We start from the raw sequence: 13,343 nt of genomic DNA, 5'->3' as shown, positions 1-13,343 counted from the left end.
GCACATAAAAACGCCTTTTGTATAATAGGATTATCCTGAAACGGAAAGGAGGGCTTTCTTGATGAAGAAACAGTCGTTGTTCACACTGTTATGGATGGCGGGCCTGTGTCTCCTGCTTTCCCATCCGGACATGTCCCACATGCCGGTAAAAGCAGATATTCAGGAAAGCCAGACGGTAACGGCGGAAGGCCCTTCGTTTGAAGAGGACCCTGCTGCCAATGACGGGGTCCTTCCCTCCGGAGCTGCCCGGCCGGATCTCAAGATTTACCCGACTTCCGTTATGGTTTCTGCGTGGGATACGAGCAGGTCCACATGGCTGACCACGGTTTTTTATCAATCCAACTACTTATCATCCTTTACTTTTTGAGGCACCAACTTCAAAAAAGTAAAGGGGGAACCAATGATGTTCTGGTTTAGAATGATTATGATCGGCATGTTTTCCTTAACAGCCGTGTCACTCTTAACGGTTCAAGGAACGGAGATGTATCACGCCTTCTTGGAACTGTTCAATAATAAGCACCAATAAAAAAATGCCTCTCCCTTTTCATGGGAGAGGCATTTTTTATTCATCCGGATACGTCTGTTTCAGGAACGTGATCGATTGCCGGATGAGCTCCTTCAGCACATCCGTGTCGATATCATCCAGTTTATTGACGTACACACAGGCTTTTCCTGACTTATGCTTTCCCAACTGTTCAAGCAGTTCAGCTCTTTTTTCATCCCCTGTAGCGAAATATAGACTGTGCCGCGCTTTTCTGGGAGAAAAACCGACGAGCGGCGCATCTCCTTCATGGCCGGTGGGGTACTTATAATGGTAAGACCCGAAACCAATGATGCTTGTCCCCCACATCTTTGCTTCATATCCGCTGGTTTCTGTGAAGATATCGAGGAGACGATAGGCATCTTCTTTCTTCTTCTCTGACTCCACCTCTTCAATAAATTCAATCACACTGCGGTCATTCTGCTTTGTTTTCAATTCATATCCCATGGATTTTCACTCCTCTCTTCTGCTTCCTTTATTTCCACGCCCGCTACCGGAAATCCTCTCTCACCTTTCAGAAAAAACACCGCGTTATTCATGACGGTCCTATGATAAAGAAGAAATCATAATCCGGCTGCTGCCTTATACGGTTACCCATGGCTTTCTGCTGCCCCTCTTTCTCTCGACCGGCTTACAAATCAAAAGCAGAGCACGGTAAACTAACCGCTGACCCATGACGATCGACGAAAAAACCCGGCATCCATGTGCCGGGTCCGAGCAAACCAGTCAGCTGACATCTTTCAACACAGGCTGACGTTTTTTGTAACCTGCCAACCGGCTGACATCCATCTCTTCGGTAATCTGCTGAATGTCCATGATCATACCTGAAAGCTGCTGGACTTCCTGTCCCATGGTTTGGATGGTTTTCAGCTGTCCTTTTGAAACCTCTCTGATATGATCATTCTGAACTTTCCCTTCTTTTATAAAGGATAAGAGATCTTCAAACGAATGGGATAAACCATCCGCGGTTTTGGTCAGGTTTTCACCAAAAACTTGTATTTCCTCTGCTTCACTCTTTACGTGCTGCGACTGATTCAGAATATCTTTGAAGTTCGTCTCCATCTCTTCCAGATGCTTTCTGCTCGCAGCCATGCGATCCATACCTTCACTGGAATGCTGATCAGCCTGATCAACGTAATGCTGGATCGTTTCCACGATTGCAAAGATCTTCCTTGTCGATGCTTCCGACTGTTGAGACAAGCGTTGTACCTCGGCTGCCACTACACTGAAGCCCTTCCCATGTTCGCCGGCCCGCGCAGCTTCAATGGAAGCATTCAAGGCAAGCATCCTTGTATTTTCTGTAATGGATGCGATGTCTTTCGTAACCTGTGAAATATTCTCTGACGATGTGCTTAATAACTGGACGGTCTCATTCGTTTGATGAATGCTTGATTCGGTCTGATGCAATTGACCAACAATCTGCTCCAGCGACTGTTCACCTACTTCGGTAACCCGGGCCGTCTGTCCTGCCTGGTCGAGAACCATAAGGAGGTTCTTGTTCATATTTTCTACCGCCTTATGCATATGCGAAAGGTCGTCAGCATTCTTCACTGCTTCTTTGACCTGAAGATCGGTGTTCTCATGGCGTCGTTCCATCAAATCTTCCAACTCTTGATACGAATGGGTGGAGCTTTCTGAAGAACGATTTAACAGCTGAACGGTTTCCTGGAGGGCGGCGCCAACGGTTTGAAGCTGTTCCATTAATCGTTTGGTTTCTTCCTGTTTGTCATCCGACAATGTTTTCAATTCCTTGACATGCCGGTTTTTCAACACAATCTGATAGCTTGTCCCTGCGCTTGTCAGCAGGAGGTAAACCCCATGCAGCGCAAACATAAACCACGTATAATCCGATGTTCCATAGAAAAACTCCGTCCCTGTAAACATAGCCCCGAAGTGAAACAAAGCAAAAATGATCGTCATCAATCCAAGCAGCTCCACCCGGTCATAAAAAGCAGCAAGAGCAACAACTAAAAAAATGGAAAAATGGTAGACGACCATACCTTCCCCATTCGTGATCATGCCGATGCTGATAAACGTGAAAAGCAGCGCGTTTATCCACGGCAGCGCCTGATGGGTTTTATTTTTGTAATAGAATACGGAAGATAATATAAACAGCAGCAACGGCACCACCATGTACATATACAAATACGGCGTATAGGCACTGAAATCCGCAGCTGACCAATGGTGCATCCTGTTTCTGTGAATGAGATGAATCAAAAACATCAAAGCCAAGCCTACTGCTGAAAACAACAACATCGTTCGATTTTTTTTATGTAACACTAACCTCTCCCTTTCTACCTGGTCCTTATTCTCTACTATCGGCCAAATATAGAAATTCTTCACCTTTTTGCACAAAAACATTTTACCCTGATGAAGAATAAAAGCCTCTGAAAGAACATCATTCCCCCCCGGCACCAACCTGAAACTATTATCCTGGTAAAGCGTTCATCCTCCCCTCATAAAGGAGCCTTTATACCTATAAAAAAGGATTCATATTTTTTGAACCCATTTCTTCTTTTCATCCGTATACATTAAAAAAGGAGGAGATCGTATGTTCAAGAAGTTTTTAGCAAGTGTCGGTGTCGGAGCCGCCAAAGTGGATACCCAGTTGGAAAAGGATCAATTCATCCCGGGTGAAGACGTTCACGGGAAGGTTGTTATCCAAGGCGGAGACGTGGAACAGTCCATTGATGCCATTCATATCTTTTTAATGACGGAGGCTGTCCGCGAGGTGGATGACCGTAAAGTGAAAGAAAACGTGTCCCTGCAGAAATACGCAGTATCCGGACCCATCACGATTCAAGAGGGAGAGACAAAGGAAATTCCTTTTTCCATCACCATCCCTTTTCATGTACCGGCTTCTCTGGGACGACGGCTTCCGATATGGTTTGAAACCGGACTGGATATTCCAAGAGCACTTGATCCGGAAGACCGTGATCCAGTCACTATCGCTCCACACCCTTACATCGGAACCATTCTGGATGCATTGGAAAACCAGCTCGGCTTCCGCTTAAGAAAAGTCGAAATGGAGTATTCCAAGCGGCACGGATATGTCCAGGAGTTCGAATTCGCACCTGGTGGAAACTACCGCTCCTACTTAGATGAACTGGAGGCCGTTTTCTTTCTTCAGGAAACCCATGTCGAGGTGATGCTTGAAGTGGACCGCCGCGCCCGCGGACTTGGGGGATTATTCGCAGAAGCGCTCGAAATGGATGAAAGCCGGGCTTCGCTGACCCTTACAAAAGAAGAGTTAACGGGCTCCACGCAGACCATCGTCCGCCGGCTTCAGGAAACCATCGACCGCTATAAAAACTAAAAAGAAGGGTGACAGGAATGTTCCTGTCACCCTTCTTTTTAGTTTCCCTGAAATAGGATATCCTTCGTATTCATCAGCCTTAGAAATGAAGGACTTCCAACGCCCAGAATTTCGGAGGGATAATCAAATAGTTCAGGTAATCTGTCCATGAATCCTCTTCTTCCTCAACAGCGACAGGTTTCGGAACGTTCGTTACTTCTGCCTTCTCTTCCAGCTGATAGGAAGTCAGTGGAGTCCCATCCTCACCGTTGATCGTCACTTTCCCGTTATCATTTACAGAGACTTCTGCTTCCTCTTCTTTTAAATGAGTATAAGGAATCTCTTCAGGTAGAATATACGCATCTCCCTTGCTGCCAAGGAGATCCTTTTTTTGGACGAAGGACGTTTCATAGTTTTCGAATCCGTAGTCCAGTAGTTCTTTAGTATCGGTATAGACCTGGTCCTGGTTCGGCGTTTTCATGGTTATGGCAATGAGGTTCGTATCCTCACGGGCCGCCGTGGTTGCCAGCGTAAATCCGGCCTGTGGAACAAAACCGGTTTTCCCACCCGTGATGCCTTCGTAAGGATCTTCCCGGAACAATTTGTGATGGGTATACAAGGTGGTCTCCCATGATTCTCCCGTCCAGTCCATGGTTTTTGTACCGAAAATCTCCATGAACGTTTCATTCTGCATCGCATACTGAGTGATTAAAGCGAGATCTCTTGCTGTTGTCATATGCTGTCCATCATAAAGACCGTGCGGATTGGTGAAATGGGTTTTCTCCGTTCCGACTTTTTCTTGTAGGAAGACACTCAAATCTTCAGAAAAGCTGTCTACACTGCCGCTCATATGCTCAGCTATAGCCGTCCCGGCATCATTCCCTGAGTTGATCAGCAGTCCTTGTACAAGCTTTTTCAGAGAAACCTGCTCCCCTTCCATCAGGAAAACACTCGATCCGCCTGTGTTTCCCGCTTCTTCACTTACCGTCACCAGATCTTCCGGGTCTCCGTTTTCCAACGCATAAATCGCAGTGGCGATTTTAGTCAGACTAGCGGGATACATCTTACGGTCAGCGTCCTTCTCGTAAATGACCTTCCCGGTGTTTGCTTCCATAACAATGGCTGATTCACTAAGAATATCAGGAGAATCGGGTTTAGCCTCCCCATACACGGGGGTACTAGAGAAAATGGCAGCTAGAAGGATAAGTGTCAGTATAATTGTAAGCTTTTTCAATCGAATGTCTCCTTGTTCAGTTGATTAATTTCGACATTTTTCTGCAATTGCTTACAATTATATCTTGAAATCATTGAATACCCAGACAAAATACGTAGATTTAATTGAAATGTAACCGGCATGTAAATTTTCTAACTAATCTATGAATATGAGGTAAAAACTGACAACGGTTTCTCCCTCTATCAAAAAAAGCCCTGAGAGGTTTGCATTCCTCTCAGGGCTTTTCTATTTACAGGGATCGGTTCAAGATGTCGCGGACACTTTCCTTGTCCAATTCCTTATACGTGCCAACACCCGGCTTGATGAACGTTTTTTCAACAATGGAGTCGAAATCCTGACCATCAATATCGTAATCTTTCAAGGTGGACGGGGCGCCTAGAGAGTTCCAGAAACCTCTTAAGGCAGCCGCTCCTTCTTGGGCTGTCTGCTTATCGTCTTTACCTTCAGGATCAATACCAAAAACGTTGACGGCCAGCTGCTTCACGCGGCTTGGATCTTCTTCGAGGACGTGTTCCAGCCAGTTCGGGAACAGGATGGCGAGACCGCCGCCATGGGGAATATCATATACCGCAGAGAGCGCGTGCTCGATGCGGTGTGTGGCCCAGTCGCCGCCGTCGGTTCCATTGGACAGCGTACCATTGAAAGCTGTCGTACTTATATACATCATTGTTTCGCGGTACTCATAGGACTGCTGATTTTCCATCAGTTTAGGTCCATATTCAACAGCTGTTCGGAGCAGCGATTCGATAAACCCGTCGATCATCGGTGTATTGGGAGTGCGGTGGAAATAATGCTCCAGCGCATGCGACATACTATCGACGATGCCGTACACAGTCTGGTGTTCCGGTACAGAAAACGTATAGGAAGGATCAAGGATCGAGAATGTCGGGAACACGTGCGGGGAGCCCCAGCCAAGCTTGTCTCTCGTCTCCCAGTTTGTGATGACAGATACCGCATTCATCTCCGATCCAGTTGCTGCCAGCGTAAGGACGGTACCAAACGGAAGGGCCTTTTCGACAGCAGCACTGCCGGTAATGAGATCCCAGGCGTCTCCTTCGTATTCCGCACCCGCGGCAATCGCTTTTGTACAGTCAATCACACTGCCACCGCCGACAGCGAGAAGGAAATCGATGCCTTCCTGCTTACAGATCTCTACACCTTTCTTCACTGTCGTTAAACGCGGATTGGGCTCCACACCGGACAGTTCATACATGTCCGCATCAAGAGATTTGAGCATGCCGACAGCTTCATCGTACACACCGTTCCGCTTAATGCTCCCACCGCCGTAAACGACAAGCACTTTCGAACCTTTTGTGATTTCCTGAGCCATCTGCTCAATCTGCCCCTTCCCGAAGTACAGACGCGTCGGGTTATATTGTAAAAATTGATTCATCATTTTCACCTCTTATGTAATGGATTCACGAGTATTGTACCATCCCCTCCCCCCTCACACGAACCATCCGCCTCTGCTTCTTTACTCAACATACAAAAACCAGAAGAAACCGCTGCCGGTTTTCTTCTGGTTTAATCCTGTCATCTTATGCGATGACAACCTTTTTTGGGTTGGCCAACTTTCGGACCAGTGGCAGCCGGGAGAGATCCATGTTCCCGCCGCTCAAAACAACGCCGCACTGCTGCTGTTCAAAGGAGTGACATGTCTTTAGAAGGCCTGCCAGTGCTGTGGCACCAGCCCCCTCTACAAGGGTTTTCTCTCGTTCAAGCAGCAGAAGCATCGCCTGGGCGATTTCATGTTCTTCCACGGTGATGACCTGGTCCACGTATTTCTGGATACACGTATACGTTAACCTTCCATGCTCTTTCACGGCAATGCCATCTGCGATTGTGGAAACAGACGTCAGTTTTGCCGGTCCTTTCTTATAAAGTGCATTGTAGGTGGACGGTGCTTTGGCTGACTGAACGCCGATCACCGTAATATCCGGTTTCAGTTGTTTCGCAGCAAAAGCAACACCGCTGATCAAACCGCCGCCTCCAATTGGTACGAAAAGGCGTTCAAGATCCGGCTGCTGCTGAAGCATTTCCACAGCCACCGTAGCCTGACCAGCCATCACTTCATAATCATCAAAGGGATGAAGGAACGTCGCGCCGGATCGTTCCTGCTCGATCCGTGCGGCCTGATACGCTTCCTGAAAGGATTCCCCTGTGAGGACAACGGTTGCCCCGTAGCCTTCTGTTGCTTCCACCTTCGCCTGTGGTGTTCCTTCCGGCATGAAGATTTGCGCCGTAATTCCCCGCTTCGCTGCAGCAACCGCCACTCCCTGGGCATGGTTGCCTGCTGAGGCAGCAATGACTCCGCATGCGGCTTCCTCTTCCGTCAGGCAGGCGACCTTATAGGAAGCTCCCCTGACTTTAAACGCGCCGGTTTTCTGCTGATTTTCCATCTTCAAATAGACGTGCTGCCCTGTCCGTTCATTAAAGGTCGTTGACGTCTGCAGTGGCGTGCGGTGCACAACCTCCTGCAGCTGTTCCTGTGCATCCATTACTTTAGCCAGCGTTAAGAAATCCCCAACGTCTTCACTCCTTTTTGTTTTTCCTCAAATTGGTCGATTTTGTCTTCGTGCGTCAGTGTAACGGCAATTTCATCCCAGCCGTTCAACAACATTTCCTTATGATAGGGCTGAATATCGAATGCCACTTCGAAACCGCCGCCATCAATCGTCTGCGCCTCCAGATCTACGGCCACTTCATAAGCCTCGGTTTCCGCCTTTTCCATCAACTGATCAACGACAGGCTTCGGCAGTTGAATAGGAAGGATCCCGTTTTTGAAGCAGTTGTTATAAAAGATATCAGCAAAGCTCGGAGCGATGACGACACGGAAACCATAATCCTGGATCGCCCATGGGGCGTGTTCCCTGGAGGAGCCGCATCCGAAGTTCTCTCCTCCTGCTAAAACCGAAGCACCGTCATACTTCGGCTTGTTCAGGGAAAAGTCCTTTCGCGGAGCCCCGTCATCATCAAACCGCCAGTTGTAGAAGAGGAACTGACCAAACCCCTGCCGTTCAATCCGTTTCAAGAACTGTTTTGGAATGATCTGATCGGTATCGACATTCGATCGATTCAATGGGTAGACCAGACCTTTGTGCTGTTTTAATGGTTCCATCTGTTCACCCTCCTACCGTACTGGCATATTTTCTGACGTCTACAAAACGGCCTTCAAGAGCTGCTGCCGCTGCCATTTCCGGACTGACAAGATGGGTGCGCGCCCCATTCCCTTGACGCCCTTCAAAGTTACGGTTGGACGTTGAGGCACAGCGCTCACCCGGCGGAACGATATCATCGTTCATCGCCAGACACATGCTGCAGCCGGCATCGCGCCATTCAAATCCGGCAGTCAGGAAGATCGTGTCCAGACCTTCGGCTTCTGCTGCATCTTTCACTGACTTGGACCCCGGTACGACGAGAGCTCTGACCCCATCATGGACACGGCCGCCACGGACGATTTCAGCCGCCCGGCGCAGATCGCTCAAACGGGAGTTTGTACACGACCCGATAAACACGTGTTCAACAGGTATGGACTCAATCGCCTGATTCGCTTCAAGGCCCATATAATCGATCGCCCGTTCAATGCCGTCACGGTCATCCTCCACCTGCTCCGGATCGGGGACACGTCCACCGACAGGAACACACTGAGAAGGGTTGGTCCCCCATGTCACCTGAGGCTCAATTTCATCTGCATGGATGGTAAGGGTCTGGTCGTATTCCGCCCCTTCATCCGATGCCAGCGACAGCCACTGCTCCTTGACTTCTTCAAAATCTTCTCCCTCAGGCACGTAACGCTTCCCGCGGAGATACTCGACAGTGGTCTCGTCCGGTGAAATCAAACCGGCACGTGCGCCCGCTTCAATCGACATGTTACAGACCGTCATCCGTTCTTCCATCGTCAGGTTACGGACCGCTTCGCCCGTGTATTCAATGACATGGCCGGTACCGAAACGGACGCCGTATTTACCGATGATCGCCAGAATCAAGTCCTTGGCTGTCACTCCTGTTCCCAATACTCCCTCCACATGAACCTGAAGGGTTTTCGGCTTGGCCTGCCAGAGAGATTGAGTGGCCAACACGTGCTCCACTTCACTCGTGCCGATTCCAAATGCGAGGGCGCCAAAAGCCCCGTGTGTAGAGGTATGACTATCTCCACAGACGATTGTTTTTCCCGGCTGGGTTAACCCAAGCTCCGGACCAATGACATGGACAATGCCCTGGTCCGGGTGGTTGATATCCGCCAGCCGGACTCCAAATTCCTTACAATTTGTCTCGAGTGTTTCCATCTGTTTCTTAGAAACTTCATCCTTGATGACATTGCGGTGGATGGTCGGCACGTTGTGATCCATCGTTGCAAACGTACGATCCGGCCGCCTCACCTTCCTTCCGCTCATGCGGAGCCCTTCAAACGCCTGGGGAGAGGTCACTTCATGAACCAGATGCAGGTCGATGTAGAGAAGATTCGGCTTCCCTTCTTCTTCGTGGACGACATGCTGATCCCAAATTTTTTTAACTATGGTTTTTGGTTGACTCATTCCGTTCCGCTCCCTTCTTTTCTTTGTTGTACCGCTCATACATAGCAGCGCATAATATTTTCTGTTGCATCACTCGTGCTGATCTGGTCGACAATTTTAGCTGCCAGTTCACTTCCGCTGACTTTCACACCACTTTTCAAATCGATGTCTGCGGTGTGATACCCTTCCTGCAGCACCCCGGCAACAGCGGCTTCCACTTGTTCGGCTTCCTCTTCCATACCAAAGGAGTGTTTCAGCATCATGGCTGTGGAGAGAATGCTTGCAATCGGATTAGCTTTATTCTGCCCGGCAATGTCCGGAGCTGAACCGTGGACAGGTTCGTAAAGACCGACACTCTTTTCGTTCAAGCTTGCTGATGGAAGCATACCCAGAGATCCGGTTAAGACAGAGGCTTCGTCGCTTAAGATGTCTCCGAACATGTTTTCCGTAACGATCACATCAAAATACGAGGGGTTCGTCACAAGCTTCATCGCTGCGGCATCCACGAGCATATGCTCAACAGTCACGTCCGGATAATCCGCTTTTTTCTCTTCGACGATTTCCCGCCACATCCGGCTGGATTCCAGGACATTGGCTTTATCCACCGATGTCAGGTGTTTTCTTCTGACCCGCGCGCTTTGAAACGCCTGATCGACGATTCTTTCAATTTCATGGCGCTCATAAGCCAGCGTATCCACGACTTCCTGTCCGTTGTTCCTACGCTCACTCGGCTGTCCGAAATACAAACCGCCGGTCAGCTCCCGGACAATCAACAGGTCACTGTTTTCAACGACTTCCTTTTTCAAAGGGGAAGCATGGAGCAGCTGATGAAATGCCTGGACAGGACGGAGGTTGGCAAACAATCCAAGCTGTTTGCGGATACCCAGCAGCCCTTTTTCCGGCCGCATATGACCGGGCAGCTGATCCCATTTCGGACCTCCGACAGCTCCAAGGAAAATGGCGTCGGCTTTTTTAGCCGCCTGGACCGTATCATCCGGGAGCGGCGTCCCGTGCTGGTCGATGGCTGCTCCTCCAATGTCATGACTTTCAAATGTAAAGGTATGCTGGTAACGGTCGGCGACCGCCTGCAGCACCTGTCTGGCTGCTTTTGTTACTTCCGGACCGATGCCGTCGCCCGGCAGTAAAACGATATGTTTCTCCATGTACATCCCCCTTTTGTTATACCTGCACTTTTTCGTAGCCTTCATGACGTTTATGCTGATAAAGTGTACGATTGACCGCGTTTAAAAATGCGTGGGCGGAAGCTTCCAGCACATCCTGCGCCGATCCACGGCCGGAGGCTTTTACCCCGTTGACGGTCAGCTGGACGTGAACCTCTGCCAGTGCATCGCGTCCTCTTCCAATGGAGCTGAGTTGATAATCCTGTAGATGAACATCTGCATCAATCAAATCATCCAGTGTGTTGTAAATCGCTTCGACACTTCCTTCGCCGGTATTGGCTTTTTCCGCTTCTTCTCCATCCGGTTTCGTTAAAAGAACCGTAGCGGTCGGGCGGTTGATGCTGCCGTACTGGACCTGGAAGGCTTTCAATTCGTACTTCGGTTGGTCTTCGTTTTCGGTCTGCGTATCGGTAAGAATCGCAAAAAGATCATCATCGGTGACCTCTTTTTTCTTGCCGGTCAAATCTTTGAAAGATGCGAACGCTTCTTTCAGCTTCGTTTCGTTCAATTCAAAGCCCAGCTCTTCCGCTTTCTGCTTGAACGCGTGCCGGCCGGAGTGTTTGCCAAGAACCATCCGGTTGGAATCAATACCCACCATAGCCGGTGTAATGATTTCGTACGTCGTAGCTTCTTTCAGGACACCGTCCTGGTGAATACCGGACTCATGGGCAAAGGCATTACGTCCGACAACCGCCTTGTTCCCCGGCACCTGCATCCCGGTCAAGCGGCTGACAAGATCACTCGTCCGCTTAATTTCCTTAAGAACCAGACCCGTTTGGAAATCGTAGCGGTCCTGCCTGATCTGAAAGGCGACGGCAATCTCCTCTAAAGCGGCGTTTCCGGCACGTTCTCCGATACCGTTAATGGTGCCTTCGATCTGGCCGGCCCCGTTTTCGACGGCTGCCAGGGAGTTGCTGACAGCCATCCCCAAATCATCGTGGTTATGCGTAGAGAGGACCGCTTGATCAATGTTCGGCACCTGCTCCCTTACATACCGGAAAAGGCTGCCGATTTCATCCGGTGTCGTGAAACCGACCGTATCCGGCAGATTGATTACTGAAGCCCCCGCATCAATGACTTGTTCAATGATGTGAACGAGAAAATCCCGGTCCGAGCGCAGCGCATCCTCTGCGGAGAACTGAACATAAGGGAATTTCTCACGGGCGTAGCGGACCATGCTGACGGCGGTTTCTACAACCTCATCCGGCGTTTTTTTCAATTTATGTGTCATATGAATCGGGGAGGTGGCAAGAAAGACGTGGAGTCTCGGCTCCGCTCCGCCTTTCAATGCTTCCCACGCGATATCGATATCGCGCTTATTCGCCCGCGCCAGTCCTGTTACTGAACAACCGCGTACCGTATCGGCAATCTCTTTGACTGCATCAAAATCCGCCTGGGAGGAAGCAGGGAATCCTGCTTCCATAATGTCTACACCAAGTCTCTCCAGCTGCTTGGCAATTTCCACTTTTTCCAAACGGTTCAAGTTGACCCCGGCGGACTGCTCTCCATCACGCAGGGTCGTGTCAAAGACATTAACGTGAGCCATGAGTGACCACATCCTTTTCTTTGGATTGGGACTTCTTGACGAACGGCATTAATTCGCGGAGCTCTCTACCCACCTTTTCGATTTGATGCTGACTTTCCTTCGCGTTGATCGCCGTGAACTCAGGACGGTTCACTTGGTTTTCAAGAATCCAGCCTTTCGCAAATTTACCAGTCTGAATATCTGTCAGCACTTCTTTCATGCGGGCTTTCGTAGTTTCATCAACGACGCGTGGACCGGAGACGAAGTCACCCCACTGAGCGGTATCAGAAATGGAATAACGCATGCCTTCCAGACCGCCTTCATACATAAGGTCTACAATCAGTTTCAATTCGTGAAGACATTCGAAGTAGGCCACTTCCGGCTGGTAACCAGCTTCTGTCAATGTTTCAAAGCCTGCCTTAACAAGGCTGGTCAAACCACCGCACAGGACAGCCTGCTCACCGAACAAGTCTGTTTCGGTTTCTTCCTGGAAGGATGTTTCCAATACACCTGCACGGCCGCCGCCGATTCCTTTCGCATAGGCGAGAGCAACCTCTTTGGCTTCCCCTGTTACATCCTGCTCTACACCGATCAGGGCCGGCACCCCTGCTCCTTCTTCAAATGTACGGCGGACAAGATGTCCCGGACCTTTCGGAGCTACGAGGAATACATCCACATCGGATGGAGGGACAACCTGATTGAAATGAACGTTGAATCCGTGAGCGAAAGCAAGCGCTGCACCGGATTTCAGATTCGGTTTGATCTGTTCTTCGTACACTTTCGGCTGATACTCATCCGGAAGAAGGATCATAACGACATCAGCATCTTCTACAGCCTCCGGAACGGTCTTCACTTCCACACCGTCTTCCACTGCTTTATCCCATGATTTCCCTTTACGAAGACCAACAACGACATCATGACCGCTCTCTTTCAGGTTTAATGCGTGGGCATGACCCTGGGAGCCGTATCCGATGACAGCTACTTTCTTATTTTTTAGAACCTCATCTTTAATATCATTGTGGTAGTATACATGTGCCATGTTTCATCCATCCT

Annotated in this window: 13 protein-coding genes; 3 read left to right on the top strand and 10 right to left on the bottom strand. The window is 49.4% G+C overall.

Annotation, left to right across the window (positions count from 1 at the left end; genetic code table 11):
- Positions 1–61: 61 nt before the first annotated feature.
- Together ACXAGL_RS13785 and ACXAGL_RS13780 are read left to right on the top strand one after the other, a co-directional pair.
- A complete protein-coding gene (locus tag ACXAGL_RS13785) occupies positions 62–367 on the top strand; it encodes a hypothetical protein (RefSeq protein WP_474991390.1) in 306 nt (101 codons plus the stop codon).
- A 36-nt stretch (positions 368–403) separates the two neighbouring features.
- On the top strand, positions 404–526 hold the full coding sequence (locus tag ACXAGL_RS13780) for a hypothetical protein (protein ID WP_474970475.1): 123 nt from the start codon (positions 404–406) through the stop codon (positions 524–526).
- 36 nt (positions 527–562) lie between these two features.
- On the opposite strand, the gene ACXAGL_RS13775 is transcribed toward ACXAGL_RS13780, so the two are convergent.
- Together ACXAGL_RS13775 and ACXAGL_RS13770 are read right to left on the bottom strand one after the other, a co-directional pair.
- Positions 563–988 carry a DUF1801 domain-containing protein gene (locus tag ACXAGL_RS13775; RefSeq protein ID WP_474991389.1) on the bottom strand — a complete coding sequence of 142 codons (426 nt, stop codon included), beginning with the start codon at positions 986–988 and terminating at the stop codon, positions 563–565.
- A 279-nt stretch (positions 989–1,267) separates the two neighbouring features.
- On the bottom strand, positions 1,268–2,821 hold the full coding sequence (locus ACXAGL_RS13770; RefSeq protein WP_474991388.1) for a methyl-accepting chemotaxis protein: 1,554 nt from the start codon (positions 2,819–2,821) through the stop codon (positions 1,268–1,270).
- A 271-nt stretch (positions 2,822–3,092) separates the two neighbouring features.
- Between ACXAGL_RS13770 and ACXAGL_RS13765 the strand changes: the two genes are divergently transcribed.
- The gene (locus ACXAGL_RS13765; protein ID WP_474991387.1) at positions 3,093–3,857 is read left to right on the top strand and encodes a sporulation protein; all 765 of its coding nucleotides are present in this window, start codon (positions 3,093–3,095) and stop codon (positions 3,855–3,857) included.
- 79 nt (positions 3,858–3,936) lie between these two features.
- On the opposite strand, the gene ACXAGL_RS13760 is transcribed toward ACXAGL_RS13765, so the two are convergent.
- The 8 genes from ACXAGL_RS13760 to ilvC form a co-directional block, all read right to left on the bottom strand.
- Positions 3,937–5,070, bottom strand: a complete 1,134-nt coding sequence (locus tag ACXAGL_RS13760) for a D-alanyl-D-alanine carboxypeptidase family protein (RefSeq protein WP_474991386.1) — start codon at positions 5,068–5,070, stop codon at positions 3,937–3,939.
- A 229-nt stretch (positions 5,071–5,299) separates the two neighbouring features.
- On the bottom strand, positions 5,300–6,463 hold the full coding sequence (locus ACXAGL_RS13755; RefSeq protein WP_474991385.1) for an iron-containing alcohol dehydrogenase: 1,164 nt from the start codon (positions 6,461–6,463) through the stop codon (positions 5,300–5,302).
- 145 nt (positions 6,464–6,608) lie between these two features.
- A complete protein-coding gene (gene ilvA / locus ACXAGL_RS13750; protein ID WP_474967933.1) occupies positions 6,609–7,568 on the bottom strand; it encodes a threonine ammonia-lyase in 960 nt (319 codons plus the stop codon).
- Positions 7,569–7,582: 14 nt separating this feature from the next.
- Entirely contained in the window at positions 7,583–8,188 is a 606-nt protein-coding gene (leuD, locus tag ACXAGL_RS13745) for a 3-isopropylmalate dehydratase small subunit (protein ID WP_474991384.1), read from the bottom strand.
- 4 nt (positions 8,189–8,192) lie between these two features.
- Positions 8,193–9,605, bottom strand: a complete 1,413-nt coding sequence (gene leuC / locus ACXAGL_RS13740) for a 3-isopropylmalate dehydratase large subunit (protein ID WP_474991383.1) — start codon at positions 9,603–9,605, stop codon at positions 8,193–8,195.
- A gap of 35 nt (positions 9,606–9,640) precedes the next feature.
- The gene (leuB, locus tag ACXAGL_RS13735) at positions 9,641–10,747 is read right to left on the bottom strand and encodes a 3-isopropylmalate dehydrogenase (RefSeq protein ID WP_474967930.1); all 1,107 of its coding nucleotides are present in this window, start codon (positions 10,745–10,747) and stop codon (positions 9,641–9,643) included.
- Between the two features lie 16 nt (positions 10,748–10,763).
- The gene (locus tag ACXAGL_RS13730) at positions 10,764–12,311 is read right to left on the bottom strand and encodes a 2-isopropylmalate synthase (protein WP_474967929.1); all 1,548 of its coding nucleotides are present in this window, start codon (positions 12,309–12,311) and stop codon (positions 10,764–10,766) included.
- Complete coding sequence (gene ilvC, locus ACXAGL_RS13725; RefSeq protein WP_474967928.1) at positions 12,298–13,329, bottom strand: ketol-acid reductoisomerase; 1,032 nt, start codon at positions 13,327–13,329, stop codon at positions 12,298–12,300. Before ilvC ends, ACXAGL_RS13730 begins: the two co-directional genes overlap by 14 nt.
- Positions 13,330–13,343 lie beyond the last annotated feature (14 nt).

The organism is Halobacillus sp. ABA4_118 (assembly GCF_056160205.1).
The sequence above is the reverse complement of the archived record's forward strand: the minus strand, read 5'-3'. Positions and strand labels throughout refer to the sequence as shown.